The sequence below is a fragment of the Lyngbya confervoides BDU141951 genome (assembly GCF_000817775.3).
GTDB classification, from domain to species: Bacteria; Cyanobacteriota; Cyanobacteriia; order Thermosynechococcales; family Thermosynechococcaceae; genus Lyngbya; species Lyngbya confervoides.
In genome coordinates, this window is the sequence record NZ_JTHE03000044.1 from 162,286 (window position 1) to 188,066 (window position 25,781).

The window sequence follows — 25,781 nt, forward strand, 5'->3', positions numbered from 1 at the left end:
CTGTTCTCCGTAATTATTTAATTGTGTCGGATGTGCATCATCAGTTGGGGGTTAGGCGGGATTGTGCAGCTGTACACTTTCAATCAGGTCAATGGGAATGATCACGATCCTTCCTTTTAAGTTAAGTTTCACACCCTCCCCAGCCTTTTCAATGAGCAGCCCTGCCCATTCCCGCTGCTTCTTGTAGGGGTCTCGGGTGCGGACCAGCACCGGAAACCCTTTGAAGGTCACAAAGTCGCGATCTGTCGATAGAAAATCAGAAAGTCCGGGGCTCGAAATCTCCAGAACGTAGGCATCGGGAAAAATCTCAGCTTGATCTAGAATCTCTTCAACAGCCCGACTCATCTGTTCGCAGTCATTCAGACCGGTCTCCTCGCGAAGATTGCGCACGTCAACTCGTAACACGGGCGGGGAGTGATTGGTCTGAAAGGTGACGTTGACAATTTCTAACCCCAAGCCATGAGCGACAGGCCGAATCAGTGGCAAAACTTGTTCAATGACAGGATGCGACATTACAGCACCGAAACTCTAGCCATAAAAAAAGCGGGGGATGACCACCCACTCTAGATGAATTCTCAAATTGCATGAGAAAGAGAGTCACCTCTCTTCTTAGCTAGTCTAGCTCATATTCGACAGTTCGCTGACTATTTTGGGGTCGACGACAAAACCTGAACCGGGCTGGTGCGCGGGGCACTCTGCTGGGCCTGGCGAAGTTGTACCACCTCAGTCACGGTTTGCTCAAGGTCTTGGGACTCAAGATTTTTAATCAGCGTTAGCTTCACCTCCTCAATCATGTCGGTGATCAAAAGCTGAAGCTCCCGCATGAGGGTTTCATCTAGCAGTTCCTCCCGCACTGAGGCCATGAAGACCTCCGCTAGGTGGTTGGCTAGATCCTGTCCCTTTTGGTCCTTTAAGGTCTGCTCTAGGGTCTGCAAACTTCCCTGCGTGATCTGATGGACCACCTGCGCTGTCACTGCTTGGGGCACCATATTCAATCCTGGGATGCCTTGAACCGTCCCGTACAGGGGAACCTGGGCCAGCCCCTGTTGAAGGGCATGGCGCAAAACCGCCTCCATCTCTGGCTGCACCCGCGGTAAGACCTTGGAAACTATCATCCTCATCAGACGCTCGATAATCTCCTGACTTTCGTTGACATCGTTGATCTCCACAATCTCCCCTGGGGTAGCCAGCCACCGGCGCAAGACCCCCTGACCGATGGCCGATTGGGCAAGATTGAGGGTGCGCACGACCACCAGTTGAGACATATCCTCCAGGAGATTTTCAGCCAGGTAATGGTTAACCTGTGCCTGAATCCTATCGAGGTGGATCCAGCAGACTTGATGACAGCGTAGTAAAACCGGAAGAATGCGTAAAACCCGCCAGAAGGGCAACAGCAGGAATAGGTCGTACCATCGCCACAGCAGTGCATCAATCCAGCCTACGTCCGGTCGCCGCCGCCGAATGACGTAGGTACGCACCAGCAGATCAAGGGCAAACAGTCCCGTAAACCAAATATCAATCAGGATGAAGTAATCGACGAAGGTTCCACTTTCGCCAATGGGCCGAAAATAGTTGGTGGCAATCAGGGGCGCAATTTTGCGCTCAAACCAGTCCAACTCTCGATCGGTGGGTGTGGCTTGCAGGTAGCTGAGGCTCCAAAACTGGCGAAAGGAGTCCTTGGAAGACTCCAGACCCAGATGGTCTCGCATGCGATTCTTGATTTTCTCCAGTGTTCCCGACTTGTCTGCCAGCTCAAAGGGATTTTCGTCCACCATCGCTACGCTCTGTTCTCGCAGCGCAGCCAGCAGATCTTGGGCTTGGGAACTCTCTAGCCCCGCAGTGCGACGCACCTGCTGAAAGGCTTCAAAGGTCTTGAGATATTGATCAGTATCTCGATAAGGTTCAATGCCTTTTACCTTGTCATAGGCCTGTGCAATCCAGGGCAGATGGGACAGGTAGAAATCGCGCAGGGAAAGGTAGCTCAGGTCAAACAGCACCAGGCCATAGTTCACGATAGCGGTCAGGGCCATGATCCGGGCCAGGCCAATTGCGATGGGATGACCTTTCGGCTTGCGCTTGGGTTTACGGTACCGTTGGGTGGAGTAAACAGGCTGGGTAGTCATGGGCCTTTTGCGATCAGCAGCGGTTGCCCCTTAGGGGCAGGGAAGCATTGATGGTTCGTGGGTGAGGATCTCTGAGTGCGTTTTTCATTCTGACTCATGCTCCGCTGGGGAAGCCCATGGGCAATCGGATCAGGTTGTTGCCCATGGCCCCTGGGGAGAAGGCACAGCTTAGGCCTGCGCTAAGACGGTCTGAAGTCGCTGCCGAAATTCACCTTTGGGGTGCCCCCCTTTCACTTCCCCCACAATCGTAAAGTCCCCTTCTGGGTTGTCACAGACAATATAGGTGGGCCATCCCATTTCTGATTTATCGGGATATTGAGCCAGCAGAATTTTGCGGTACTGACGATAGGTCGCGGTGTCTTGCATCTTGACGTCAATAAAATCTAGCCCCAGTTCTTGCGCTACTTTTTGATCGTAAAATGCCATCTTGTGGCAAATCCCACAGTCTTCGGAGGAAAACTTGATCACGGAACGTCCCATCGGCCTCTCCTTCGCCAGATACAGTTCTTACGCACGCCACGACCTGAGGGCCGTAACGGTGACGAGTCCACCCTTCAGTGTACAAATAAACGATGTCGCCCTCAGCCGATTTCCTGTTTCAAGTGCCGGTGAACGGCTTCAGTTGGTCCTATTGTTCTCTTCTCTGGCTCAGTTCGGGAACCCGTACAGTGCAACGCATTGATATTGGTAAATCAACTCGGATACATTAGCACTCGTGAGTTGAGAGTGCTAATTTCCTACGGCGCTCTTGATTTAATCTATCTGTCGTTCTCATTTAATCGGAAGTTCGGAGAATTCAATATGGCTGCTGTATCCTTAAGTGTCTCTACAGTAAAGCCTCTGGGCGATCGCGTATTTGTTAAAGTTAGCGCCTCTGAGGAGAGAACTGCCGGAGGAATTTTGCTCCCGGATAACGCACAGGAAAAGCCTCAGGTGGGCGAAATTACCGCCGTTGGTCCTGGGAAGCGCAATGACGATGGCACTCGTCAGGAACTAGAAGTCAATATTGGCGACAAGGTGCTCTACTCCAAGTATGCCGGCACCGACATCAAGCTAGGCGGTGAGGAGTATGTTCTGCTCTCTGAGAAGGATATTCTCGCAGTCGTTTCCTAGACAGCTCGACCGATAGAGGGGAACTCCTCTCGGTGCTTTCCCGCGGAAAGCAGTTCGCAATGCATACCTTTCAAGTCATCTTGTTTACGAGAGTTAGAGTATAGCTATGGCTAAGCGCATTATTTACAACGAGGATGCTCGTCGTGCCCTGGAAAAGGGAATGGATATTCTGGCAGAATCCGTTGCGGTTACCCTGGGTCCCAAGGGTCGCAATGTAGTGCTGGAGAAAAAGTTTGGTTCCCCCCAAATCATCAATGACGGGGTCACCATTGCCAAGGAAATCGAGCTAGAAGACCACATTGAAAATACTGGGGTGGCGCTCATTCGCCAAGCTGCCTCCAAGACGAATGATGCTGCGGGGGATGGTACCACCACTGCAACAGTGTTGGCCCACGCCATGGTGAAGGAGGGGTTGCGCAACGTTGCGGCCGGTGCGAATGCCATCGCCCTCAAGCGTGGAATGGACAAAGCCACTGCCTTTTTGGTGGACCGGATTGCTGAAAAGTCTCGTTCCGTTGAAGACTCCAAGGGGATTGCTCAGGTGGGAACAATTTCCGCCGGCAACGATCCCGAGGTGGGTCAGATGATTGCTGCTGCCATGGATAAGGTCGGCAAAGAGGGCGTTATCTCTCTGGAAGAGGGTAAGTCCATGAGCACGGAACTGGAAGTCACCGAGGGGATGCGCTTTGACAAAGGCTATATTTCTCCTTACTTTGCCACCGACACCGAACGGATGGAGGCCATTTTAGATGAGCCGATGATCCTCATTACTGACAAAAAGATCACGCTGGTTCAAGATCTAGTTCCTGTACTTGAGCAGGTTGCCCGTTCTGGCAAGCCCCTCTTGATCATTGCAGAGGACATTGAAAAAGAGGCCCTAGCGACCCTGGTGGTCAACCGCCTCCGAGGGGTACTAAACGTTGCCGCTGTGAAGGCTCCTGGCTTCGGCGATCGCCGTAAGGCCATGCTGGAAGATATTGCTGTGCTCACCGGTGGCCAGGTCATCACGGAAGATGCAGGGCTGAAGCTAGAGAACGCCAAGCTGGAGATGATGGGGCAGGCTCGTCGCATCACCATCACTAAGGACAACACCACTCTCGTTGCCGAAGGCAACGAAGCTGCCGTGAAGGCGCGCTGTGAGCAAATCCGTCGTCAAATGGATGAAAGCGACTCTTCCTATGACAAGGAGAAGCTGCAAGAGCGTCTGGCGAAGCTGGCTGGTGGTGTGGCCGTCATTAAAGTGGGTGCGGCCACCGAAACTGAAATGAAGGACCGCAAGCTGCGCCTGGAAGATGCGATCAACTCAACCAAAGCTGCCGTGGAAGAGGGCATCGTGCCTGGGGGCGGAACCACCCTGGCGCACCTCGGACCACAGCTAGCAGAGTGGGCCAGTGCGAACCTTTCTGGCGAAGAGCTGGTGGGCGCCACAATTGTGGAGCGTGCCCTCACTGCTCCTGTGAAGCGCATTGCCCAAAATGCCGGTCAGAATGGTGCCGTCGTGGCTGAGCGCGTCAAGGAAAAGGACTTCAACGTAGGTTACGATGCCTCCGTGGGCGAGTACGTTGACATGTTTGAAGCTGGTATTGTTGATCCAGCGAAGGTGACCCGGTCCGCCCTCCAAAACGCAGCTTCAATTGCGGCGATGGTCTTGACCACCGAGTGCATTATTGCCGACAAGCCTGAGCCGAAGGATGCAGCTCCAGCCGGTGCGGGTGGCATGGGCGGAGACTTTGACTACTAGTCCTTAAGCCCAGATTCCCAGTGAGCGAGGGTTCATTGGGAATTGCATTCTCCCGAATTCCCCGCCATTCCTCCCTAAGGATGGCGGGGAATTAATTTTTACCCAGGCCTGAATTCTGGCTAGCACCTGGAGATTGTCAGGAGCAGCCCGAGGGTTATGCCAGTGCCGCGCTTGTTCTGGAAGACAGCACTGCTAGGGAGACGATCCATGCAGGGACTCGCAGTTGGCAATACTGACCCAACTGCTAGATCCATCGCCCCAGTGCTCTTTTTTCCAGATCGGCGCTTCGTGCTTTAGGGTATCAATGGCATATTGGCCCGCCGCAAATGCCTCTGCGCGGTGTGGTGCGCCTATGGCCACCAGAACGCTAATATCTCCGACCTCCAGGTATCCAATGCGATGGTGAATTGCCACATGCTGGATGCTTGGCCAGCGCTGGCGAATCTGGTCGGCAATCCCTTGAAAAACTCGGATGGCCATAGGTTCATAGGCCTGGTATTCCAGTGCAACCACGGGGCGATGGTCTGTCTGATTGCGGACCATCCCACTCATGATAACGATTGCCCCATGGGCCGGCGCGTCCACGGCTTGGTAAACCTCATTGAGCAGCAGGGGGGCCAAGGTAATTCGAAACGGCTCTAGATGAGGGGGTGAAGTCCTGGACTCCCCCAATTCACGGGAGGTTCGGATGGGGGGGCTCTGGAGGTCGCTCATGAAATGCTCCTATCCTGCCTCTTAATCTTAGCTTTGAGGGTCTACGGCTGCCTCAATTTAAACGCTAAACCCCCTGGGGGGTGTCGTCGGAGCATCGATCCCAGGGAACTTAGCAGGTCCCTGCCCGGTCAGAGCCCATGACGGGGAGTCCGGGGGCAACCGTCTCCTCGCCAACTCCGCGTCAGGAGACGGCATCCTGGGGCTATGGATTGTCAAATTCAACCGGGTATGCCAGATTAGTGTCTAATTGTAAATTTCTAGTTTAAATCCTATAGTCCAACCCTCAATTAACGGTCCTAAAGCCGGACAAAGTGGATTGCTAGACTATATCCTGAATCTTTACCCATCCTTTCGCCTCTGTATTTCTAGATAACCTAAGCCAGTTTTTATCCCATGGTTTCCTCTCGCATTGTGTCCTCCCGAAATAGCAATCTGTGGGTCGTCAACGCACCCAGGGTCGCAGGTTTAAGTGCGCTGACCCTGATGCTGCTAGGGGCTGAAATCCTGCGGCCTAATCCCACCCTGGCTCAGATTTCGGCACCTGAAACAGCAAGAACGTCGACGGGGTCGGCGCCACTGGTGGAATATGTTCTGGGGCCAGGGGATGAGATTAAGCTGGACATGTACGGTCAGGACAATTTGTTTACCACCTCCTACATTGTTTTGGTAGACGGCACCATTAGCCTTCCTTTTATCGGCCGAGTGGGGGTAGGGGGTAGCACAATTAGTCAGGCCCAGCAGCTCATTGCACAACGGTATACACAGTTTTTTAAGCGTCCCTACGTCACCGTGGTTCTCCTCAAACCTCGGGATATCAAGGTGAATATCGCCGGTGAGGTGCTTCGCCCTGGCCCCTATCCCATTCCCCAAACTGAGCAAAACCCGACCGTCTCTTCGTTAATTAAATTGGCGGGAGGACATTCTCAATCTGCGGATTTGCAAAATGTGGAGGTGCGTCGTCCCCGTAAAGATGGTACGGAAGAGGTGCTTAAGGCGGACATTTTGAGGTTAATTCGAGATGGGGACGGATCTCAAAATCTATTTCTGCGCGACGGCGATACCGTGATTGTCCGACCCGCCCTAACCACTGACTTGGCGGACACTGACCTTCTGGGGAACAATAGCCTGACGCCCAGTAGCTCTGAACCTTTGAACGTGGCTGTGGTGGGGGAAGTATATCGGCCAGGCCCCTACGTGATTAGTTCTGCCAACGCAATTATTCGAGAGGCTGGGGATCAAGGGACGCAGTCCGGGGCGAATAGCCTGGGCCAGCCTCGCCTCACCCAAGCGATTCAGCGGGCCGGAGGGATTAAGCCAGAGGCGGATGTGCGAAAAATTCAAATTAGGCGCATCACTCGATTTGGAGATGAAAAAATCCTGGAGGTGGATCTTTGGAAACTTCTACAAGAGGGTGACCTGAAGCAAGATATTGCGCTGCAAAACCGGGACACCATCATCATTCCCACCGCAACCGATATCGCAACGAGTGAAAAAATCGAGCTCTCAGAATCCACCCTCTCGCCGGAGACGATTGATGTGAATATTGTGGGTGAAGTTCGCCAACCAGGCCTGGTGAAAATTCGCCCCAATACTCCCCTCTCCCAGGCTGTCTTGGCGGCCGGCGGATTTGATAACAAGCGAGCTAACAAAAAGTCGGTGGATCTGATCCGTCTAGAACCAGATGGCACCGTCAATCAGCGTCGCATTACCCTGTCCTTTGACGGTGAAATTAACGAACAAACCAATCCGGCGCTGAAAAACAATGATGTGGTGGTGATTCGCCGATCCGGCTTGACTCAATTTTCCGATAACTTTGGATCAGTGGTTTCCCCCTTTACTGGGGTCTTTAGCTTTATTCGGCTGTTGCCAGGACTTTAGGACCTTAGACCCCAATGGGCTGCTTTTCCTGATGGCCATCAGCCCCTAAGATAAGAGAATGCGTATTCTTTTTGTTGCGGCTGAGGCAGCGCCAATCGCCAAGGTTGGTGGCATGGGAGATGTGGTGGGCTCCCTACCTAAAATGCTTCAGAAAATGGGGCATGATGTCCGGATTTTCCTGCCCTACTATGGATTCTTGCCCCACAAGGTGACAGTTCCGGACCATCCCGTTTGGACGGGGGCAGCCATGTTCCAGGAGTTTGCGGTCTTTGAGACTCTGCTACCGGGAACGGAACTGCCACTGTATTTGTTTGGCCATCCAGCGTTTGCCAAATCTGGCATTTATGGAGGCGAGGACGAAGCTTGGCGCTTTACCCTGTTTGCAAACGGCGCGGCGGAATTTTGCTGGAATTTTTGGAAGCCTGAGATTATCCATTGCCATGATTGGCATACTGGCATGATTCCGGTGTGGATGCATCAATCCCCAGATATCAAGACGGTGTTTACAATCCATAACCTGGCGTATCAGGGGCCGAGCCGCAGCCAGCTAGAAGCCATGACCTGGTGTCCCTGGTACATGCAGGGAGATAACACCATGGCAGCAGCTTTGCTATACGCAGATCGCGTGAATACGGTGTCGCCCACCTATGCCCAGCAGATTCAAACTCCAGAGTACGGGGAATCCCTCCACGGTCTTTTGTCCTATGTCCAGGAGAAAAGCAGCGGGATTCTAAATGGGATTGATCTGGACCTGTTCAATCCTGCCACTGATGATGCTCTGCAGCAGCGGTTTGACGTTGAGTCCTTAGATCAGCGCCAGGTTAATAAATTGGCGCTGCAAGAGGACCTGGGTCTAACCCTATCGGACCAAACCTTTCTGTTGGGGATGGTCAGTCGCATCGTGGAGCAGAAGGGGTTAGATCTGATTTTGCGGGTGATTGATAAGTTCTTGACCTTTACAGACTCCCAATTTGTGGTGGTGGGAACAGGCGATCGCGCCTATGAGACCCAGCTCTGGCAACTGGCGTCTCGACATCTCGGGCGCATGTCTGTGCAGCTGCTTCACAGCGATCGCATTGCGCGCCGCGTGTATGCGGGCATTGATGCCTTTTTAATGCCGAGCCGGTTTGAACCCTGCGGCATTTCCCAGATGATTGCCATGCGCTACGGATCGGTGCCCATCGTGCGACGCACCGGTGGCCTGGTGGACACCGTCGAACATCATCATCCCCAGCGGCAAGAGGGGACAGGCTACTGCTTTGATCGCTACGACCCTCTGGACCTTTACACCTGCATGGTGCGAGCTTCAGAGGCTTTTCGGTTTCAAGACCACTGGCGATCGCTGCAAAAGCGCGGAATGTCCATGGACTTTAGCTGGCAGAAGTCGGCCCTTCAGTACAACCAGCTCTATCATGCTCTGTTGGGCCGGCCCCTCGCCCCCGAACTAGTCCCTGCGGTGCCGCCAGCCGATTCCCGGGTTCCCTCGGTAGATTCTGCCATTTCCAGCTAGGATAGTCAGGGTCCAGAACGTTTTGGATGGTTTATTGTGTTAGTAAAGATTGGGCAATTTTATGACTATCTACGTTGGTAATCTTTCCTACAACGCCTCCGAAGGAGATATTCGGGAGGTTTTTGGAGAATATGGGTCAGTGAGTCGCGTGGTGGTGCCCACCGATCGAGAAACCGGCAAAATGAGGGGGTTTGCCTTTGTGGAAATGTCAACCGATGAAGAGGAAGATACCGCCATCGAGGACCTGAACGGAGCCGAATGGATGGGGCGTAGTCTCCGCGTGAATAAAGCCAAGCCCCGCGACAATAACCGCCGTTAGTGTACCAGGGGGACTCCCCTCCGTTCCCCCAACTCAGCCCTATGCCCCTTCGTGATCTCTACGCCCCTTCATGGTCTGGTGGGCATGATCTGATGGGGCGGTTCTCTTTGAGGCCCTAGACTCTGGCTTGCAAGGATTTTAAATATTCGGTGTTTACTCCTGACTCGCGGGTCAGGGCGATTTTACCGGTGCGGGCAATTTCCGTGATGCCAAACTTGGTGAGCATCTGAACAATGGCAACCATTTTGCCTGGATCCCCGGACACTTCAATTACCAGGGAATTAGAGGACATATCCACTACCTTGGCCCGGAAAACATGGGCAATTTCAATGATTTCTGAGCGGGTTGACGGCTCTGCATTGACCTTGAGCAGCATCAGCTCTCGTTCAACGCAGGGAATTTCGGTAATATCTTGCACCTTCAACACGTTAATCAGTTTGTAGAGGTGCTTGGTGAGCTGCTCAATGACGCGATCGTCCCCTGCCACGACCATGGTAATTCGAGACACCCCAAGTCGCTCCGCTGGTCCAACGGCCAGGCTTTCGATATTAAACCCACGCCTGGCAAATAACCCGGAGATTCGACTGAGAACTCCCGTTTCATCCTCAACTAAAACAGACAGCGTGTGTTTCATAACCTACCTAAGTTAACGCGGTAATGATTCAATTCGGCAATTAAAAGCCAGGCTTTTTATTTTAACGAATGATCAGGTGTGGGGATCGACTTTCGTCCTGAACTCTACCGGGTATTAGGGGGCGCAGCGGGAGGAGGCCACCGCGCCAAGCCCCTGTTTGTCCATCCAATCTGCGAGGATGGCATTGACCTGCTCAGGCCGCTCGTCCTGGGGACAATGCCCCGCTTGCTCTAGCTGCACATGGGTAATTTGGGGGTTGCAGCGGGCAAACTGATGGCCAAAGTGGGGCATCACCATGCGATCTTGCTGGCCCCAGAGCAGCAGAATGGGAGCCTGAATACGGGGCAGGGTCAGTTTTGCGCTGGGGCCAAAGCTGGCCTTTGGCATAGATTGGAACAGGCAAACAAAGGTTTGCGCTGCGCCGCGATCGCGGGTGGGTAGGGCCAGAATTTCCATCAGCTCTTCGGTCACCGCCGCTCCGTCGTGATAGGCCAACCTTGCCCACCGCTTCAGCAGAGCTGGGGAGCGCAGCAGATAAAACAGGGGTTTCAGGATTAACGGCGTGGTGAACAGCTGTTCAATGCGCGTCACCCAGGGGCGCACCCAAGTCGGAATCATCTCCTCCCTCAAGGTGGTATCTGGTAAGTTCAACAGCACCACCCCTCGACAGAGGTCTGGGTATTGGGCCGCGATCGCCATACAGACCAGGGACCCAATGGAATTGCCCACCAGAATCACGGGCGTCTGAATGAGGGTGTGCCAAAAATCATGCACCTGCTGCACCCAGAAATCCACATTGAACGCCTGCTCAATTTTCTCCGAGGCTCCAAACCCAACCAGGTCCAGAGCGTAAACCGGATGATGTTGGGCAAAGTAGGGGATATTTTGCCGCCAATGACCAATGGATGCTCCAAATCCATGGATGAACAAAAGAGGGGGGCGATCCTCGCTGGCGATTTCAGGGGGCAAAAAACTATAGCGGGCTTGCCAGCCTCGCCAGGACCAGTCGCGCTGTATCCCGATGGGAGGTCTCAGTGGACTATACATTGGGCACATTGGGCGCGATATCCTTATTTAAAGCAGAGCTTGAAATCAAGCCTTAAAGGACGGAGGAGATCGACCGGGAGACTACTGAAGTTCCCAATAAACGTTCCCCTCATCGTCTTTGGCCTCCACCTGAACCCTTTGTTCATTGCCTTGCACATCGGTGACGGTGCATTCAAAGGTTTCTCCCGTCAAAGCAATTCTAAACTTTCCCCCGCAGTCAGCGCTGGTTTCCACCTGTAATTGCTCAGAAATACCCTGGGCAATTTGCTCCTCCAGTGCCGCATTGGAAATCAGGCCATTCAGGCTTTCCAGCCCCTTTTGTGCATCCCAGCGAATGTTGCCCTCATCGTCTGTCTGGGTCACCTCTGCATCGAAGGACTGCCCGCCCTCCAGGGTGACCTTACAGGTAAAGGTGTTCCCCTCTTCAATCTTCTGGTCCTCAGGGCAAATGACGGTGTTGGCTACCAACCCTGTTTGGGTTTGAATGCCTTCTGAAATAGCCGTTTCCACCTTTGCGTCGTCAATGGTGGTGTTGCAGGCTGCCAGGGTCAGCGCCAGCAGGGGCAGGGCCAACCCGCGAGATATCCTTGGCCTTGGAAGACTGGTCCCCGTTGGGATCAGGTCTGTGATCATGTCTCTACCCTCTTAACGAATGTCAAGCCAAAGCAGTGCAGCGACGTTAGCGTTTAGGATCGCCTTATTCTAGTTTTCCCATGTCCCATTCCCCAACCCATCGAAATTTTATAATGATTTATGGGTCATGAAAAAAGCGGCGGTCAGCTGCCTGTGCATCCTAACAGCTCAGGGCCATAGCATTAGACTCCACAGCCTGGGCCAGGGTTTGCAGCATTTGACGGGTTGTTGCAAAGTCTACACAGGCATCCGTCACGCTCTGGCCATAAACGAGCTGATTGACAGGAGTGGACAGGGACTGGTTGCCTGCCACCAGATGACTTTCAATCATCACCCCCATGATGGCCGGAGATCCCATGCGAACCTGCTGGGCCACATTGTTTAGAACATGAACTTGCTGCTGGTGATCCTTATTGGCATTGGCATGGCTACAGTCCACCATCAGCCGCTGGTTGAGACCAGGAACTTGAAGTTTTTCCTGGGCCTGCTGAATAAAGGGCGCTTCATAGTTCGGTCCCGATTTGCCACCGCGCAAAACCAGATGGGTATCCAGATTGCCCGTGGTGGTCACAATGCTGGCAACGCCGTCGTGATTGATGCCCAGAAAGTGATGGGGCTGCTGCGCAGCAAGCATGGCATTCACCGCAGCCTGGAGACTGCCGTCCGTATTGTTCTTAAACCCAATGGGCATGGAGAGTCCAGAGGCCATCTCCCGATGGGTTTGGCTCTCGGTGGTGCGAGCCCCAATGGCGGTCCAGGCAATCACATCGGCAATGTATTGGGGCGTGATGGGGTCTAATAACTCGGTGGCGGCAGGAAGTCCTAAGCTAGCTAAATCCAGCAGCAGCTTCCGCGCCATGCGCAGACCGCTGTTGATGTTGTAGCTGCCATCAAGATGGGGATCATTAATTAACCCCTTCCACCCAATGCTGGTTCTGGGCTTTTCGAAGTAGACCCGCATCACAATTTCCAGCTGGTCTGCCAATTCAGCGCGCAGAGAGGCTAATTGGGTGCCGTACTCATAGGCTGCTTCCACATCATGAATGGAGCAGGGACCCACAATGACCAGCAGGCGATGATCTTGGTGACTGAGAATTTGACGAATGCGATCGCGCGTTTTGACAACCAAGGCTGCGGCCTGCTCCGTTATGGGCAACTCATAGTGCAGCATTGCCGGACTCAGTAATGGACGGTTTTCAACCACATGCAGATCGGCAGTTTTATCCATGAAATTCCCCAAGAGAAAAAACAACTTGACGCAGGCCCAACCCCCATTCTAAGGGAACTGCGTTCCTGTGACATGGGTAAGCAGTCAGCAGCAAGTTCGCCAGAACAGTCCCTAGAATTTTTTTCAGGGTTGGAAAGTCAGGGTATGATCAGCACGCCCCACCTGTGGCATGAATGGGGGAAACCTGTGATGAACATGAGAAATAGCCTGAATTCAGCCCTTCTATCGGTGCTGATTGGTGGCGGAACCGCCTTGCTGGTCACGCAGGTTTATTTTAGTTTTCTCCTCAATCCCTCCATTTCCCAGCCTCGCTTGAAACAATCTGACTCCCCAGGGTCTTCTGTCATCCGTCAGCCCAGGGAACCCGGTTCCTCAACCCTGCCGCCAGACCCCCTTGCCCCTGCGGGAAAAGATTGGTCGGGAGATCTGCGGGTGTTTAACCAGACCCTCCAACCGATCCGCCTGGTCTTGCGGCGCTCCCCAAGGACTCCCGCCGATCAGTCGGCAGAACTGCCCCCTGTGGAGTGGGACTTTACAGGTCAAGAAGGTGCCGATTGGGGAGTGACGGTTTCGTTGCCCAACCAATCCCCCATGGATCTCAAGCCCGGCGATGTTTTGTTCGCCTACGCCCTCGACTCATCCCATCGCTATTGGGGGCCGTTTGTTGTGGGACAGACCGAGGCTCCTGTCCATGACCCGGCCAAACGGGAATGGCGGCTGCGGATTCAGGAACGCCGCAGCCCGTCGCCCTAGCCAGGGGCAAGTCCTGCAGGAGGGGTTAGGTCCAGGCCGGATGATTCAACAGCGCATTGAAGGATTGGACGCCCCTGAGCTGATTGGAAAGGGGTAGGTGTCCCCGCGGTGCTTGGTCGAGATCCCAGATAAATCCATCGGGATACCGAGTCCAGGTGCGGCCGGTTTTCCAGGCGATTTTGGGCCAAAAACTCTCCCAATTTTGGCCGACACTCAGCCAAAGTTGACGCTGGACGGTGAAGCCGAATTTCCCCTCAGAATGGACCAGCCAGAGCTGATTTAGGGTTTGCAGATCCTCAATGGGCATTTGCTCCACTTCGGTAAAGTAAAGCCATTTGCGCCGCATTGCCACCTCTCCAGCCAGTTCACATAGTTTTTCCAGGGTGAGGCGGTCGGCCTCCTGAAAATCCTGGGCCAGCAACAGTGCCTGCAGGGGCTGATAGTCGATGTTCCGGGCTGAACGGAGGGGAACAATGCCAGTGGGAAAATGCTGCTGGAGAAACTGTTGACAGGTTTCGTCGGGGGCTGACCAGAGATACTCGTAGCACCGTCCTTCGATAAAGGTGGGTGGGGTGTTGCGTTGCTTGAAATCCAACAGAAAGCGCTGCATCACTGAATATCCCACGGTTTGATATGCGGATATTTCGGCCAAGAGCCGCAGTTGCTTCGCCGGGGAACTCGTTCCGAAGGCCGTTTCGAGCTGGGTTAGGGCATCGGTATCACTGGGCGGTGGAGCTAAGGCTTCATTGTCGGACGCCATCATAGGAATGACTCAAATCAGAGAACGGGGTCGGGTATAAATTTACGCTACGCCTTTAACCCTATCAAAAAGCTGTGGCGGCCCGACAGATTGCAAGGCTTTGTTGCGAGTCTTCCCCTGGCTGGGAAAATAAACGAAATGTTTCCAAGCGTATAGAGTCCGAAATTTCGCCCTAGGCTTTGCCTAGGATACAGGTAAAGACCCACCCTACTGCTGGAGATGCACCATGGCTGAAAAAATTTTGGTTGCCCTAGATCACTCGCCCATGAGTGATCGCGTGTTTCAAGACTCTCTCAAGCTAGCCCAGGCCCTGGGGGCTGAACTGCTGCTGGTGCATGTTCTCTCTAGTGGCTCCGCAGACAGCCCCAAACTCCCCACCATGCCTATTCTCGACTATTATCCCAGCTATAACGCCTCTGCCATGGAAGTCTTTGAACAAGCCTGGCAAGCTTATGAACAGAAGGGCCAGGCCATGCTAGATCGTTTGCAAGCAACGGCTGCAGCGGCGGGTCTAACGGTGCAGGCTCGGCAGGTCCAGGGGGCAGCAGGCGCAATTCTATGTCGGGAGGCCAAAGACTTTGGGGCCACCCTGATTGTGATGGGTCGACGGGGGCATTCTGGCTTAAGTGAGCTGCTGCTGGGAAGTGTTAGCAACTATGTGCTGCACCATGCTCCCTGCTCTATCTACGTCATCAATGCTGTTCCAGAGGCCCAACCCCTTCCACCCCTCAAGGATGAGTTGTGATCTGCTGATTGTAGCGATTCATGGCTTTGGGGACGCCCTGCTGGAGCGCGCATTCCACGGCGTCGGCTGCCCGCGCCAGAATCTCGGTGACGATCCCTTGCTCTGCGGCGGTAAACCGTCCCAGTACGTAGGACACTGTATCGGCATCTGTCACTCGAGGGCACTTGGGACTATCAATTCCCAGCCGTAAGCGTGGAAAGTCCTGGGTTCCTAGGCAGGAAATTAGCGATCGCATGCCGTTGTGCCCTCCCGCTGAGCCGGAGAGGCGCAGCCGCAAGCGTCCCAGTGGTAAATCCATATCGTCGTAAACTGCCAGCACCGACTGGGCTGGCCATTTGTACCAATCCAGAACAGCCCGCACCGCTGCGCCGGAACGATTCATATAGGTGGTGGGCTTTAGGAGCGCTAACGGCTGACCCGCAGGTCCCTGCCCCTGTCCCCACTGCCCCTTCAACCGTCGCTCTTCGCGCAGCGCAATCCCCCAACGTTGAGCCAGGAGGTCAACGACTTCAAACCCAACATTGTGACGAGTCTTCTCGTATTTCTGCCCTGGATTCCCTAATCCCACCACCAGCAGAGGCGTTTGTTGTTCCATCCTAATTTAGGCAGGATGCCCTGCGCTGCCGTTCTCCTCCGAATCCCCCTCGGAACTCACGATGCCGGGGTCAGATGGGGCCATCTCCCCCTGGACCAATTGCGGCGGATCTCGCTCTTCGAGTCTAGCTTCCATGGGCCGGGCGTCGGCATCGGAGGTTGAAGATCGTTCGACTTCCCGCTTGATTTCAGCCTCAAATTCCTTCGAGGCATCTTGAAAACTCCGAAGGGTTTTACCCAAGCTCCGACCAATTTCCGGCAGCTTCTTCGGCCCAAAGATGAGCAGAGCCACGATAAAAATCAGGACCATCTCCGGAAGCCCGATCCCAAAAATGTTCATGTTTAAGGTCTTCCTCACTCGCGCACAATTGATTTGACGGCTGTTTCGACTAGAGTCTCCTTCACCTAGAGTCTTCTTCACCTAGAGTCTTCTTCACCTAGAGGCCCTTGAGCCACGACTCCTCTGTGGATCCACAAAGCAGCGACGCCCGCCACTGTGACAGACGTCGCTAAACAGCGGCCGGTAGTGTGAACCGTCAACCGCTCAGGCCAATCCTAAGGACCATCCTTCCCTCCAGATGAGGACGGATTTTCCTAGCCGAATTTCCCTAGCCGCCCAGGTTGGTCCAGCTCATATTGACGCCATCTAAAATCAGCGTTGAGTTGTAAATTTCCAGAATGATGACCAGAAAAACTAGAAATAGTCCCATGAATAGCGCCATCAGCGGTGTAGTCCCCCAACCAGGAACAACCTTTCCATACTCAGAGTTTAGAGGACGGAGAATATCACCCAATCGAGTCTGTTTTGCCATAATTTACCTGTCACAGTTACCAACAGTCCGAAAAAATCGCTTAATGCCGTAGGTTAGCAGTTGCTAGGGCGGGCACCAAGATTTGAAAACTTTTTATTAATTTTACTTAATAATATAAGAGAAAGAGTTTGATCAACAAAATGTTTACTGCCAATCCTGCCTCGATTATTAGCCTCAGCATCGTTGCTGTGGTGGTGGCCTTCACCGGCTATGCCATCTATATTGCCTTTGGCCCACCGAGTAAAGAGCTGGCTGATCCCTTTGAAGATCACGAAGATTAGCCCCTGAGCCAGTTTTTTGTCTGGAATGCATTATCTCTGCGCCAGCCCGCTTTGACGTACACTGAAGGCTGGCATTTTAAATTCAGCCATTTCTTCTAGACGTGTGACGGATAGCGCCAACATACAGATCCAAAATATTAGCCGCAAGGAACTGCGAGAGCTGGTGCGATCGCAGCTGGAGATGCTGTTGGAGCAGAGCAATTTCCCCGGTGCCAAAGCCTTACTGGTGCCGGTGCAGCCTGCGGATATTGCCGATGCCATCGAAGGATTGCCAGAGCCGATGCAGGCTCTAGCCTTTCGCTTACTGTCGAAGGATGAGGCCATTGAGGTCTACGAACATCTCAGCTCCGCCGTACAGCAGTCCTTGATTGAGGATTTCAAGCGGCAAGACGTGCTGGAAGTGGTGGATCAAATGTCTCCTGATGACCGCGCCCGGCTGTTTGACGAACTACCAGCTAAGGTGGTGACCCGGCTTCTAGGGCAGCTCAGTCCCATGGAGCGGCAAGCCACTGCCTTACTCCTGGGCTACGAAGCAGGAACTGCGGGGCGGATCATGACCCCGGAGTATGTGTCTCTTAAGGAGAAACTCACGGTTTTTGAAGCCATTGAGCGCATTCGCAGCCTGGCTAAGTTTACCGAGACTATTTACTACCTGTACGTCATTGATGCGGCTCGTCACCTGACGGGAATCATTTCCCTGCGCGATTTGGTGGTGGCCCAGCCCTCTGAGACCATTGGCAGCATCATGACCCGAGATGTGGTGTTCGTGCAAACGGACATGGACCAAGAGGAGGTGGCTCGCCTCATTCAGCGCTACGATTTTTTAGCCCTGCCGGTGGTGGACCGCGAGCAGCGTCTTGTGGGGATTGTGACGGTGGACGATGTCCTCGACATTCTGGAGGAGGAAGCCACTGAGGATATTTACACCATGGGGGGGGTGCAGTCTGGCACCGATGATTATTTTCAGTCGGATCTGCTGACGGTGGCGCGGCGGCGCGTGCTCTGGCTGCTGGTGCTACTGATCACCAATACCGGCACCTCAGCCGTTATCCACAGCCAGGAAGATATTCTCAAAGAGGTGGTGTCCCTGGCCACCTTTATCCCGCTGCTAATTGGAACCGGCGGAAATGTGGGGGCGCAGTCATCAACGGTGGTTATTCGCAGCCTCAATGTCGATGCAGCCAATCCCAATAAACCCTTTTGGGTCATTCAACGGGAAGCGATGGCTGGAGCGCTGTTGGGCATGATGCTGGGTGTCATTGTGATTGTTTGGGCCTACGTGCTTCAGGGCAGCTGGTCCGTGGCGGTAGCGGTGGGCTTTAGCTTGGTGGCCATCTCTACCTTGGCTTCGGTGGCAGGGTCTGCCCTGCCCTATTTGTTCAAGACCCTGAAGTTTGACCCGGCCTTAATGTCTGCCCCTTTCATTACAACGGCTGTAGATGTTCTGGGTGTTTTAATTTACTTTGCGATCGCGCGCTTGATTATCAGCCGATTTTAGACCCAGGCCCGCCTCCCGCGATCGCAGGGCCGAGGGCTTCACAATAGGTGACGAAGCTTCAGAATTTGTAATAAAAATCGAGCCGCAAAGCGTCTAATGTTACAGACTAGGTGCCTATGGCACTTAACTTTTTAACATGGATCTTTTCCAGTCAACGCAGTGCGTTTGTACTCCAGAAGATTAGCCTTAGGAATGGAACGTTAGGATGAGCAGTAACTTAGCCGTTAAACTCCGCGAAGGGACAAAAAAGTCTCATACGATGGCAGAAAACGTCGGATTTATTAAATGTTTTCTCAAGGGGACCGTGGAGAAAAGCTCCTACCGCAAGCTGGTTGCAGATCTTTATTTTGTCTACCAGGCTATGGAAGCGGAGATGGATCGCCTGAAGGATCATCCCATCGTCTCGCAGATTTATTTTCCTGAGTTGAACCGGGAGCAGAGTCTAGAGCGGGACTTGCACTATTATTACGGTGCCAACTGGCGAGAGACCATTCAGCCTTCGGAGGCTGCTCAGCAATATGTCCAGCGCATCCACGAGGTTGGACAAACGCAGCCAGAGCTGTTGGTCGCCCATTCCTACACGCGCTATCTAGGCGATCTGTCCGGCGGGCAAATCCTCAAGGGCATCGCGGAGCGTGGGATGAACCTGAGTGAGGGAGAGGGTACGGCCTTCTATACCTTTGAGGCCATTTCAGATGAAAAGGCTTTCAAAAATCAATACCGCGCTGCCATGGATGGCCTGCCGGTGGACGAAGCGACGGCGAACCAGATTGTGGATGAAGCCAACGATGCCTTTCACCGCAATATGCTGATGTTTCAGGAGCTAGAGGGGAACCTCATCCGCGCCATTGGCAAAATGCTCTTCAACACGCTGACCCGTAGGCGTGTCCGCGGCAGTACGGAACTGGCAACTGCCGACTAGTTCCTCGGCTACGCCAATCAGTTTTGATCACATCAACCTCAACAACTCCCCGATATGACCCTTCGGGGATTTTTTTTGCCTCTGGGGACTTCTCAGGATTGCCCGGATTGTGGAGCAGAGGCTTGTAAAGACCTGTCAAGCAGAATCCAGCATGGCTCTCACTGTGGTTCAATCAAACCTCGTGATGGGGCAGCCGGACAAGTAATTTGGGCCTGGGGCCTGGGCTTACTCCGTCTAGCCAAGTGTCTTTGACGCAGGAAATCTTTGGGGCGACCCCAGGAATCTCCCTGCATAATCCTTAGGGTTGCGGGGAGAGGATGTCAACAATTCACCCCCCGTCATCTCAAGGGATTGCTCTTCCAGGATGCGAGATCAGTTTTCCCGAGGAACACCCCCCTTTACGGGAGATCGTCTTGAGCATTTAGCGTTTGGAGAACCTGGGCTACGGCTGTGGCGATCGCCTGCTTTTGAGGGACATCGTAGCCCCAGCGATCCAAAAACGCAGCGTAGGCTTGAGAAGGCTGCAACATATCCTGGAGATGCTGCTGAATTTCAACCGTTTTAAGGGCCAGCAGCAGGGTCTGCGATCGCCGCTGCACCTGCGCCGATCCCTGCACCAGATCAGTCTTGCCCTGGCGCTGGTGTTGCACCCGCATGGCTGTGGACATGGCCAGATTTTTAACCAGTAGATCGGCCACCGTCTCAGGATGAGATCCCAGAGCCGCCAGCAAGGCCGCAGGCGGGGCCTCTGCCACGGGGCCATCGCTAGTGAGCAAGGTAGCAAAAAAGCCCCGGGGTCCAGCAGGCAGAGAGAGCAGGTGGACTACTCCTGCCTGGATGTCAGCATCGCCCAGGGACTGTGCTTCCAAGGCGTGCAGGAATTGCTGAGTGGCCTCAAGAACCGTCTCAAAACTAGCGTGGGGAGGGAGGGCTAAGAGGGATGAAGTCATGAATCCTGAGACTGGGCATGGGTTTGCAGCTGCTCAAGCAGCCAGGGATCTACAGGCTGTCCGTCTTTGCGGGTGAGATGAATGTCCACCACGAACACCAGGCCAGATTCGGGCGGAGCGGGACGCTTCTCGAAGCCGATGTCGTAGGCCGCTGGATCCTCCTGACGCTCCTTGAGCCAGTCTTGAACCTTGATCTTGGCAAAGAAGGACTGTCCTTCGGCAAACATGCGGGTAATTTGCAGTTGGAGATCGTAGGGGGTAAAGCGAGCCACCGTGAATTTCCTTAAATGCTGAGTTGAAAAATTCTGGGTTGAACTGATCCTATTGCAATCATCATAGAAGATGCGTTCGGAACCATGGACCGGAAACGGAATCGAACCCCTCCTTTGACCTCAAGGGTTGGGTTTGTCCTGGATGGGCTCACGCTTAGGGTGGAGTAGTTTCCAGCTAATGCCGGCAATCCAGTTGGTCACAATGTGGGCCACCACTGGAATGAATAGATTTTCGCTGGTTAAGGCCGTCCAGCCGAGCACCCCGCCAACACTGCTGGCCCAAATTACATAGGGCCATTGCTGAAGACTGCCCATATGCAGCACTCCAAAGCAGAGACTAGAAAGCACCAGCGCAATGATATTTAACCCCAGGGCAGAGAGCATCACGCCCCGAAACAGCAGTTCTTCACTGAGCCCTGGGAGAAGACCTAACCACACAATATCGGCCCAGAGAAGGGGCGTTAGCACCAGCGATAAATATTGGTCGGCGGCGTGGCGATAGCTCGGCCAAAGCTGGTAGATGCCAGCACTGGCAAGGGCGATCGCGCCGCCTAACCCTACCCCTATGATCAGGCCTGGCCAATCAAAGCGCACGGGCAACAAGGTTACTTGATCAAAATGAATCCACACCCGCGCCACAACAAATAACACGATGCCCGTAATGGCCATGGCCACAAGTACCTGGGATCGGCTCAGGCGATCTGGACTGGGAGAGGGAGAAGACGTGTTTGGCACAGTCAATAGGGACAAGAAGAGGGCAAAGGCATAGGGATGATCACAGCGCCATGGAAGGGGATTCGGATGACGCCATCCCCTCTTCCAAGGTAGCGGCTAGACTAGGATTCGTATAGCAAGTCAGACAACCGGGCTCGACCCCTGACTTCAACGCCGCCACAATGCCCACCGCCTCCAAGTACGATTGGGCCACCAGGGCCTGAATTCCCAGGGCCTCCGGAAATGCGTCCATGGCTGTGGAGTTTTCAGTCACAGCAATAATGGGCGTTCCCTGCTGGGCTAAGCTCAGCACCGCGCTGCCGCCACAGCAAGAGGCCGGAACGATCACTGCACTCACCTGATCACCGGAGATGGCGGCTCGATGATGCTCAGACGCCAGGATAAACTGGGGAGCTCGACTTAAGCCCACCAGCACGGAAGGCAAAAAGGTATAGCCGAGTTCCTCGGCGGCGGATCGCGGACTCAGGGTTCGATCCAGGGGGAGAGGGGAGAGGGCCGGGGCGTGGGCGCAGGGCCGCTGAAACTCCCGCACCACCAGGTGGCTGATCACCGCTTCGGCACCGGCTAGAGGGTCAACGCCTTTTCCCTGGCGGTAATCGGCTAGGGCCTGATCGTCTAGGGTCTCCGGAAATTGGACAATGACCGCGATCGCGTCCACCGATTGGGTCCGAAGTAAGTGGTCCGCCGCGCGTAGCAGGCTATCGGGATGTTCAAGGGTGCCCCAGGCCGCCCCAGACTGAGCCCTGTGTAATCGGACATTGAGGGGACGATCGGTTTGGGCTACGCCGGTGATAGAGAGGCCCAGGGTTGCCTGTGCCGCATCGGCTGCCTGTAACTGTCGCACCTTCAGATCAGACCTCATGCCCCGATCGAGGACAAGGCCAATGCGATTACGCCGAACCGGCACTAGCTGCCACCGGCCCGCTGCAAACTGATCGAGGCCATAGCCTTCCACGTAAAGCGCGTTGGGAATCGGCCAGTACAGCTGCGCGCCATTCATGACGTTGGGATGGGTAATGAGGCGATCGCTGAGGGAGGCCAGAGTGCGGGCAACGGGAATGGCGTCCCCCGCAAATCCCCCAATCTGGGCTGCAACGCCTGTGGGGATGATCAAGAGCGTGGTGAAGGGCAGGCAATCTGGGGCAGACATGACCAGGGTAGAGGCAAAAGTAACGACTAACGGTGCCAGTCAGCACCGACATCACGGGGCGGCATCCGCAGTGGCGCTATGTCCTGTGGTGACGGTTGCCTCAATGGTGCAGCGATTTCCCTGAACCTGGGTGATTGCCCATCGCAGCGGCTGGCCCCACCGGGACAGGTGAGACTCAATCTGGGAAGACCTGGGCGGACAGGCATCCTCAAACTCCAGGCGAGTTTCAATAAACTGAATCTGCATCGGTTACTGGAACTGGCCAAACTGCAGATGATACACCACATCCTCCTGCTCAGATTCAATCTGAAGATCTGAGCGTGGATAGGCCACGCACAGCAGGGCGTAACCCTGCTCCATAATTTCTGGTCCTAGCCCCATGGCATCGGGTTGTTCCACTGTTCCAGCATGAATCCTGGCAGCACAGGTGGTGCAGACTCCAGCGCAGCAAGATCTAGGAAGATCGATTCCCGCAGCCAGTGCTGCCTCTAGAAGCGTTTGATCCTCGGCTGCCGATATGGTTTGAGTGGTGCCTTGATGCTGAATTTCGACGGTATAGGTACTGGCCATATCTAAGCTGGAATCCCAGAGCTGGAAGAACGATTTCCATTTTTCCACACTCTTTCCACAATTTTGAACCCCTTTAAGTTTGGCCCATCTTTTAAGCTTGGCCCATTCCGAGGCGCGGCGCCATCTGGGGACTCAAGGTTGCCGACTTAAACAGGGAACCACCGATGAGCTCTTTCGTTGACCTCTTCTCGGCAAACTCTATTTCCGTGACATTGCCCAGGTCAATACAGAATTTTTTTGTCAATTATAAGGATAGCCCTAGGGTTGACATCAAATGCTTGTGAATTCCTAATTCACTCAGAGTTCATGACTGAGGCACCCATAACCTGCGTTTGTCCATACCCCCATCCCCTTCTCAATCCGCTGGGGGTGAACATTCCTAATCCTTGTTACTTTTATGGAAAATCCTAATAGCCAAGAGCGTCACGTCATCATTGTTAACGCCGGGGAACAGAAAGCCTATGCTTTGGAAGCTGCGGCCTATTCCATCGGGCGGGATCAGACCAATGCCATTGTTCTAGAGTTTGAAACCATCTCACGTCAACATGCTCTGCTGTTAAGGGTTCCAAAGCCCAATACGCACTCCTATCAATATCGCCTCATTGATGGCAACGCCGAGGGAAAGGCCAGCGCCAATGGGGTCTTCGTGAATGGAGAGCAGGTTAAATCCCAAGAGCTTAAAAATGGCGATTCCATTTCCTTTGGACAGCATGTGAAAGCGGCCTACCTGACGCTGTCCATGGGCGATGCCGAGTTTGTTAATTACCTGGAGTCTATTTCCTATCAAAGTCTCAAATCCGAGTTGGTGGATACCAAGGCAACCATGGTGGGAATGGGATTTGATGAAATGTTTGCAGATTCACCCACCTCAGTAACTACGGTGGCAAAGGCTCCTCCCCCGTCCATTGGAAAACTTCCCCAGTGGCAGGCCACCTTAAGTGATACCCCTTCCCCAGCAATTGCTGACCTTCATGCCAATCTCTCCTCCCCGCAGCCCGACCCTTCTCCCTCCACCTCCACACCCACCTCATCCCGTCTGTGGATGGGCTTGATGGCGGGCTTGGTGCTTCTTGGATTCATTGGAGCGGGAATTTTTTATCATCAGGCCAGCCTTCCCAAGCGACCCGCCCCAGAAGCAACCCGTTGAGGCTTTAGTTTCTCCAGGAGGTGGATCCGAAACTGGCTAACAGACATCGTGCGGCGGTGAAATGGTGAAATCTGCACAATGAAGTGCTTCCAGCTTCTGTGGCACAATGAGAGATCTAGTGCAAGGAATGACCCATGTTTGACGCCCTCTCAGAGAGACTAGAATCAGCCTGGAAGAAACTTCGTGGCCAAAATAAGATCTCCGAATCCAACGTTCAGGATGCCCTGAAGGAGGTGCGGCGGGCACTGTTGGAGGCCGACGTCAACCTCCAGGTCACCAAAAAGTTTATTGAAGAGGTGCGCAGCAAGGCCCTTGGCGCAGAGGTGGTTGCTGGCGTCAGTCCCGATCAACAGTTCATCAAAATTGTGCACGAGGAACTGGTCGTGCTGATGGGAGAAACCGATGCTCCCCTGGCCCACCGAGAGAATCCTCCGACGATCATTTTAATGGCGGGTCTGCAAGGAACCGGAAAAACCACCGCCTGTGCCAAGTTGGCCCTTCACCTGCAAAAGCAAGATCGCACGGTTCTGCTGGTGGCCACCGATGTTTATCGGCCAGCCGCCGTTGATCAGCTCATCACCCTGGGAAAACAAATTAACGTTCCCGTTTTTGAGAAAGGAACCCAGGCTGACCCGGTGGATATTGCCCGTGAGGGATTAGCCCAGGCCCAGGCTGATCAGATAGATACGGTCATTATTGATACGGCAGGACGACTGCAAATTGATCAAGACATGATGGGGGAGCTAGCGGCGGTAAAGGCCGCTGTGCAGCCAGACGAAACCCTGCTGGTGGTGGATGCCATGACCGGACAGGAAGCGGCGAATTTAACCCGCTCGTTTCATGAGCAAATTGGGATTACTGGGGCAATCCTGACCAAAATGGATGGCGATACAAGGGGCGGCGCGGCCCTGTCCATTCGCCAGGTGTCGGGCCAACCGATTAAATTTGTGGGGATTGGAGAAAAGGTTGAGGCCCTGCAACCCTTTTATCCTGACCGCATGGCCTCTCGCATTTTGGGCATGGGGGATATTCTCACCCTGGTGGAAAAGGCGCAGGAGGAGGTGGACCTCGCCGATGCAGCCAAAATGCAGCAGAAAATCCTAGAGGCGAGCTTCGACTTTACAGACTTTCTAAAGCAGATGCGGCTGCTGAAAAATATGGGGTCCCTGGGTGGGGTCATGAAGCTCATTCCTGGGATGAATAAGCTATCGACGGATCAGCTCCAGCAGGGAGAGCAGCAGCTGAAGCGGGTTGAGGCGATGATTAATTCCATGACCCAGGAAGAGCGGCGCAACCCGGATTTGCTCTCTAGCAATCCCAGCCGTCGCCAGCGCATTGCCACGGGCTCAGGCTTAAAGGTTGCCGATGTCAGTAAGCTCATTGCTGACTTTACGCGCATGCGGTCCATGATGCAGCAGTTTGGGATGGGCGGCGGCCTACCTGGTATGGGGGGGAATCCTCTGGCGGGGGCCAATCCGTTTGCCGGCATGATGGGAAACGGACCCCAGCCTGGTTGGCGAGGGTATGGCGGTTCCCAGAAGAAAAAGAAAAAAGTGAAAAAGAAGAAAGGGTTTGGTACACTGTAATCTTTGGGGATATGGAGGCTACTGATCTGTCCCCAAGAATGGCGGTGGCATCATGCCCGTCATCAT

General features: G+C 54.1%; 30 protein-coding genes. 12 read left to right on the forward strand and 18 right to left on the reverse strand.

The annotated features are described in order from the left end of the window. Positions 1–51 precede the first annotated feature (51 nt). The 3 genes from rimP to QQ91_RS07775 all read right to left on the reverse strand — a co-directional run bounded on the left by rimP (position 52) and on the right by QQ91_RS07775 (position 2,603). Positions 52–513 carry a ribosome maturation factor RimP gene (rimP, locus tag QQ91_RS07765; RefSeq protein ID WP_166274656.1) on the reverse strand — a complete coding sequence of 154 codons (462 nt, stop codon included), beginning with the start codon at positions 511–513 and terminating at the stop codon, positions 52–54. Between the two features lie 131 nt (positions 514–644). Beyond that, on the reverse strand, positions 645–2,123 hold the full coding sequence (locus QQ91_RS07770; RefSeq protein WP_166274658.1) for a hypothetical protein: 1,479 nt from the start codon (positions 2,121–2,123) through the stop codon (positions 645–647). Between the two features lie 168 nt (positions 2,124–2,291). Continuing rightward, positions 2,292–2,603 carry a thioredoxin domain-containing protein gene (locus QQ91_RS07775; RefSeq protein WP_166274660.1) on the reverse strand — a complete coding sequence of 104 codons (312 nt, stop codon included), beginning with the start codon at positions 2,601–2,603 and terminating at the stop codon, positions 2,292–2,294. Between the two features lie 321 nt (positions 2,604–2,924). Between QQ91_RS07775 and groES the strand changes: the two genes are divergently transcribed. Further along, the gene (gene groES / locus QQ91_RS07780; RefSeq protein WP_166274662.1) at positions 2,925–3,236 is read left to right on the forward strand and encodes a co-chaperone GroES; all 312 of its coding nucleotides are present in this window, start codon (positions 2,925–2,927) and stop codon (positions 3,234–3,236) included. A gap of 106 nt (positions 3,237–3,342) precedes the next feature. After that, a complete protein-coding gene (groL, locus tag QQ91_RS07785; RefSeq protein ID WP_166274664.1) occupies positions 3,343–4,977 on the forward strand; it encodes a chaperonin GroEL in 1,635 nt (544 codons plus the stop codon). A gap of 192 nt (positions 4,978–5,169) precedes the next feature. Here groL and QQ91_RS07790 read toward each other — a convergent pair whose 3' ends face one another. Beyond that, complete coding sequence (locus tag QQ91_RS07790; protein WP_166274666.1) at positions 5,170–5,691, reverse strand: molybdenum cofactor biosynthesis protein MoaE; 522 nt, start codon at positions 5,689–5,691, stop codon at positions 5,170–5,172. Between the two features lie 393 nt (positions 5,692–6,084). Here QQ91_RS07790 and QQ91_RS07795 point away from each other — a divergent pair, with 393 nt between their 5' ends. The 3 genes from QQ91_RS07795 to rbp all read left to right on the forward strand — a co-directional run bounded on the left by QQ91_RS07795 (position 6,085) and on the right by rbp (position 9,398). Continuing rightward, on the forward strand, positions 6,085–7,569 hold the full coding sequence (locus QQ91_RS07795; RefSeq protein WP_166274668.1) for a polysaccharide biosynthesis/export family protein: 1,485 nt from the start codon (positions 6,085–6,087) through the stop codon (positions 7,567–7,569). 58 nt (positions 7,570–7,627) lie between these two features. Beyond that, on the forward strand, positions 7,628–9,079 hold the full coding sequence (glgA, locus tag QQ91_RS07800) for a glycogen synthase GlgA (protein ID WP_166274670.1): 1,452 nt from the start codon (positions 7,628–7,630) through the stop codon (positions 9,077–9,079). 61 nt (positions 9,080–9,140) lie between these two features. Then, on the forward strand, positions 9,141–9,398 hold the full coding sequence (rbp, locus tag QQ91_RS07805; RefSeq protein WP_166274672.1) for an RNA-binding regulator: 258 nt from the start codon (positions 9,141–9,143) through the stop codon (positions 9,396–9,398). 115 nt (positions 9,399–9,513) lie between these two features. Here rbp and ilvN read toward each other — a convergent pair whose 3' ends face one another. From ilvN to QQ91_RS07825, 4 genes are all read right to left on the reverse strand, one after another. Next, on the reverse strand, positions 9,514–10,032 hold the full coding sequence (gene ilvN, locus QQ91_RS07810) for an acetolactate synthase small subunit (RefSeq protein ID WP_166274674.1): 519 nt from the start codon (positions 10,030–10,032) through the stop codon (positions 9,514–9,516). 114 nt (positions 10,033–10,146) lie between these two features. Then, positions 10,147–11,079 carry an alpha/beta fold hydrolase gene (locus QQ91_RS07815; RefSeq protein ID WP_166274676.1) on the reverse strand — a complete coding sequence of 311 codons (933 nt, stop codon included), beginning with the start codon at positions 11,077–11,079 and terminating at the stop codon, positions 10,147–10,149. Between the two features lie 81 nt (positions 11,080–11,160). Beyond that, on the reverse strand, positions 11,161–11,712 hold the full coding sequence (locus QQ91_RS07820; protein WP_166274678.1) for a DUF4333 domain-containing protein: 552 nt from the start codon (positions 11,710–11,712) through the stop codon (positions 11,161–11,163). A gap of 160 nt (positions 11,713–11,872) precedes the next feature. Then, on the reverse strand, positions 11,873–12,940 hold the full coding sequence (locus tag QQ91_RS07825; protein WP_166274680.1) for a 3-deoxy-7-phosphoheptulonate synthase: 1,068 nt from the start codon (positions 12,938–12,940) through the stop codon (positions 11,873–11,875). 144 nt (positions 12,941–13,084) lie between these two features. Here QQ91_RS07825 and QQ91_RS07830 point away from each other — a divergent pair, with 144 nt between their 5' ends. Beyond that, positions 13,085–13,693 carry a hypothetical protein gene (locus QQ91_RS07830; RefSeq protein ID WP_166274682.1) on the forward strand — a complete coding sequence of 203 codons (609 nt, stop codon included), beginning with the start codon at positions 13,085–13,087 and terminating at the stop codon, positions 13,691–13,693. A 25-nt stretch (positions 13,694–13,718) separates the two neighbouring features. On the opposite strand, the gene QQ91_RS07835 is transcribed toward QQ91_RS07830, so the two are convergent. Further along, positions 13,719–14,456 (reverse strand): GUN4 domain-containing protein, encoded by a 738-nt coding sequence (locus QQ91_RS07835; protein ID WP_250833292.1) that lies wholly within the window; start codon positions 14,454–14,456, stop codon positions 13,719–13,721. A 223-nt stretch (positions 14,457–14,679) separates the two neighbouring features. Here QQ91_RS07835 and QQ91_RS07840 point away from each other — a divergent pair, with 223 nt between their 5' ends. Beyond that, complete coding sequence (locus tag QQ91_RS07840; RefSeq protein ID WP_166274684.1) at positions 14,680–15,198, forward strand: universal stress protein; 519 nt, start codon at positions 14,680–14,682, stop codon at positions 15,196–15,198. On the opposite strand, the gene pth is transcribed toward QQ91_RS07840, so the two are convergent. The 3 genes from pth to psbH form a co-directional block, all read right to left on the reverse strand. Continuing rightward, positions 15,182–15,793 carry an aminoacyl-tRNA hydrolase gene (pth, locus tag QQ91_RS07845; RefSeq protein WP_166274686.1) on the reverse strand — a complete coding sequence of 204 codons (612 nt, stop codon included), beginning with the start codon at positions 15,791–15,793 and terminating at the stop codon, positions 15,182–15,184. The genes QQ91_RS07840 and pth overlap by 17 nt on opposite strands. A gap of 6 nt (positions 15,794–15,799) precedes the next feature. Then, entirely contained in the window at positions 15,800–16,132 is a 333-nt protein-coding gene (locus tag QQ91_RS07850; RefSeq protein ID WP_166274688.1) for a TatA/E family twin arginine-targeting protein translocase, read from the reverse strand. Positions 16,133–16,400: 268 nt separating this feature from the next. Further along, complete coding sequence (gene psbH / locus QQ91_RS07855) at positions 16,401–16,604, reverse strand: photosystem II reaction center phosphoprotein PsbH (RefSeq protein WP_166274690.1); 204 nt, start codon at positions 16,602–16,604, stop codon at positions 16,401–16,403. A gap of 140 nt (positions 16,605–16,744) precedes the next feature. Here psbH and psbN point away from each other — a divergent pair, with 140 nt between their 5' ends. The 3 genes from psbN (at position 16,745) to QQ91_RS07870 (ending at position 19,305) form a co-directional block, all read left to right on the forward strand. Then, on the forward strand, positions 16,745–16,885 hold the full coding sequence (psbN, locus tag QQ91_RS07860) for a photosystem II reaction center protein PsbN (protein WP_166274692.1): 141 nt from the start codon (positions 16,745–16,747) through the stop codon (positions 16,883–16,885). A 103-nt stretch (positions 16,886–16,988) separates the two neighbouring features. After that, positions 16,989–18,383: a magnesium transporter gene (gene mgtE / locus QQ91_RS07865; RefSeq protein WP_166274694.1), complete on the forward strand. Its 1,395-nt coding sequence runs from the start codon at positions 16,989–16,991 to the stop codon at positions 18,381–18,383. A 205-nt stretch (positions 18,384–18,588) separates the two neighbouring features. Next, the gene (locus QQ91_RS07870; protein ID WP_166274696.1) at positions 18,589–19,305 is read left to right on the forward strand and encodes a biliverdin-producing heme oxygenase; all 717 of its coding nucleotides are present in this window, start codon (positions 18,589–18,591) and stop codon (positions 19,303–19,305) included. 398 nt (positions 19,306–19,703) lie between these two features. Here the strand turns inward: QQ91_RS07870 and QQ91_RS07880 are convergent, their stop codons facing one another. The 6 genes from QQ91_RS07880 to QQ91_RS07905 form a co-directional block, all read right to left on the reverse strand. Then, positions 19,704–20,255 carry a sll1618 family protein gene (locus tag QQ91_RS07880; protein WP_166274698.1) on the reverse strand — a complete coding sequence of 184 codons (552 nt, stop codon included), beginning with the start codon at positions 20,253–20,255 and terminating at the stop codon, positions 19,704–19,706. Next, positions 20,252–20,527 (reverse strand): hypothetical protein, encoded by a 276-nt coding sequence (locus QQ91_RS07885; protein ID WP_166274700.1) that lies wholly within the window; start codon positions 20,525–20,527, stop codon positions 20,252–20,254. The genes QQ91_RS07880 and QQ91_RS07885 overlap by 4 nt, the downstream gene beginning before the upstream one ends. A gap of 120 nt (positions 20,528–20,647) precedes the next feature. Next, a complete protein-coding gene (locus QQ91_RS07890; protein ID WP_250833293.1) occupies positions 20,648–21,262 on the reverse strand; it encodes a CPBP family intramembrane glutamic endopeptidase in 615 nt (204 codons plus the stop codon). A 40-nt stretch (positions 21,263–21,302) separates the two neighbouring features. Beyond that, entirely contained in the window at positions 21,303–22,412 is a 1,110-nt protein-coding gene (locus QQ91_RS07895) for a DUF3326 domain-containing protein (RefSeq protein WP_166274702.1), read from the reverse strand. Between the two features lie 51 nt (positions 22,413–22,463). Further along, positions 22,464–22,658, reverse strand: a complete 195-nt coding sequence (locus QQ91_RS07900; protein WP_166274704.1) for a DUF8621 family protein — start codon at positions 22,656–22,658, stop codon at positions 22,464–22,466. A 3-nt stretch (positions 22,659–22,661) separates the two neighbouring features. After that, a complete protein-coding gene (locus tag QQ91_RS07905; protein ID WP_166274706.1) occupies positions 22,662–22,982 on the reverse strand; it encodes a 2Fe-2S iron-sulfur cluster-binding protein in 321 nt (106 codons plus the stop codon). Positions 22,983–23,379: 397 nt separating this feature from the next. Between QQ91_RS07905 and QQ91_RS07910 the strand changes: the two genes are divergently transcribed. After that, positions 23,380–24,129 (forward strand): FHA domain-containing protein, encoded by a 750-nt coding sequence (locus QQ91_RS07910; RefSeq protein ID WP_166274708.1) that lies wholly within the window; start codon positions 23,380–23,382, stop codon positions 24,127–24,129. A gap of 134 nt (positions 24,130–24,263) precedes the next feature. Then, complete coding sequence (gene ffh / locus QQ91_RS07915) at positions 24,264–25,715, forward strand: signal recognition particle protein (protein ID WP_166274710.1); 1,452 nt, start codon at positions 24,264–24,266, stop codon at positions 25,713–25,715. The last annotated feature ends 66 nt before the right edge of the window (positions 25,716–25,781 follow it).

Coding starts and splice junctions, on each gene's coding strand:
- QQ91_RS07900 (WP_166274704.1), bottom strand. CDS start 22,658: ATGCAGATTCAGTTTATTGAAACTCGCCTGGAGTTTGAGGATGCCTGT.
- QQ91_RS07850 (WP_166274688.1), bottom strand. CDS start 16,132: ATGAACATTTTTGGGATCGGGCTTCCGGAGATGGTCCTGATTTTTATC.
- QQ91_RS07825 (WP_166274680.1), bottom strand. CDS start 12,940: ATGGATAAAACTGCCGATCTGCATGTGGTTGAAAACCGTCCATTACTG.
- QQ91_RS07880 (WP_166274698.1), bottom strand. CDS start 20,255: ATGACTTCATCCCTCTTAGCCCTCCCTCCCCACGCTAGTTTTGAGACG.
- QQ91_RS07775 (WP_166274660.1), bottom strand. CDS start 2,603: ATGGGACGTTCCGTGATCAAGTTTTCCTCCGAAGACTGTGGGATTTGC.
- QQ91_RS07895 (WP_166274702.1), bottom strand. CDS start 22,412: ATGTCTGCCCCAGATTGCCTGCCCTTCACCACGCTCTTGATCATCCCC.
- QQ91_RS07870 (WP_166274696.1), top strand. CDS start 18,589: ATGAGCAGTAACTTAGCCGTTAAACTCCGCGAAGGGACAAAAAAGTCT.
- QQ91_RS07905 (WP_166274706.1), bottom strand. CDS start 22,982: ATGGCCAGTACCTATACCGTCGAAATTCAGCATCAAGGCACCACTCAA.
- QQ91_RS07815 (WP_166274676.1), bottom strand. CDS start 11,079: ATGTATAGTCCACTGAGACCTCCCATCGGGATACAGCGCGACTGGTCC.
- QQ91_RS07790 (WP_166274666.1), bottom strand. CDS start 5,691: ATGAGCGACCTCCAGAGCCCCCCCATCCGAACCTCCCGTGAATTGGGG.
- QQ91_RS07830 (WP_166274682.1), top strand. CDS start 13,085: ATGATCAGCACGCCCCACCTGTGGCATGAATGGGGGAAACCTGTGATG.
- QQ91_RS07795 (WP_166274668.1), top strand. CDS start 6,085: ATGGTTTCCTCTCGCATTGTGTCCTCCCGAAATAGCAATCTGTGGGTC.
- ffh (WP_166274710.1), top strand. CDS start 24,264: ATGTTTGACGCCCTCTCAGAGAGACTAGAATCAGCCTGGAAGAAACTT.
- rbp (WP_166274672.1), top strand. CDS start 9,141: ATGACTATCTACGTTGGTAATCTTTCCTACAACGCCTCCGAAGGAGAT.
- glgA (WP_166274670.1), top strand. CDS start 7,628: ATGCGTATTCTTTTTGTTGCGGCTGAGGCAGCGCCAATCGCCAAGGTT.
- QQ91_RS07835 (WP_250833292.1), bottom strand. CDS start 14,456: ATGATGGCGTCCGACAATGAAGCCTTAGCTCCACCGCCCAGTGATACC.
- QQ91_RS07840 (WP_166274684.1), top strand. CDS start 14,680: ATGGCTGAAAAAATTTTGGTTGCCCTAGATCACTCGCCCATGAGTGAT.
- groES (WP_166274662.1), top strand. CDS start 2,925: ATGGCTGCTGTATCCTTAAGTGTCTCTACAGTAAAGCCTCTGGGCGAT.
- psbN (WP_166274692.1), top strand. CDS start 16,745: ATGTTTACTGCCAATCCTGCCTCGATTATTAGCCTCAGCATCGTTGCT.
- QQ91_RS07770 (WP_166274658.1), bottom strand. CDS start 2,123: ATGACTACCCAGCCTGTTTACTCCACCCAACGGTACCGTAAACCCAAG.
- groL (WP_166274664.1), top strand. CDS start 3,343: ATGGCTAAGCGCATTATTTACAACGAGGATGCTCGTCGTGCCCTGGAA.
- QQ91_RS07910 (WP_166274708.1), top strand. CDS start 23,380: ATGGAAAATCCTAATAGCCAAGAGCGTCACGTCATCATTGTTAACGCC.
- rimP (WP_166274656.1), bottom strand. CDS start 513: ATGTCGCATCCTGTCATTGAACAAGTTTTGCCACTGATTCGGCCTGTC.
- QQ91_RS07820 (WP_166274678.1), bottom strand. CDS start 11,712: ATGATCACAGACCTGATCCCAACGGGGACCAGTCTTCCAAGGCCAAGG.
- psbH (WP_166274690.1), bottom strand. CDS start 16,604: ATGGCAAAACAGACTCGATTGGGTGATATTCTCCGTCCTCTAAACTCT.
- ilvN (WP_166274674.1), bottom strand. CDS start 10,032: ATGAAACACACGCTGTCTGTTTTAGTTGAGGATGAAACGGGAGTTCTC.
- pth (WP_166274686.1), bottom strand. CDS start 15,793: ATGGAACAACAAACGCCTCTGCTGGTGGTGGGATTAGGGAATCCAGGG.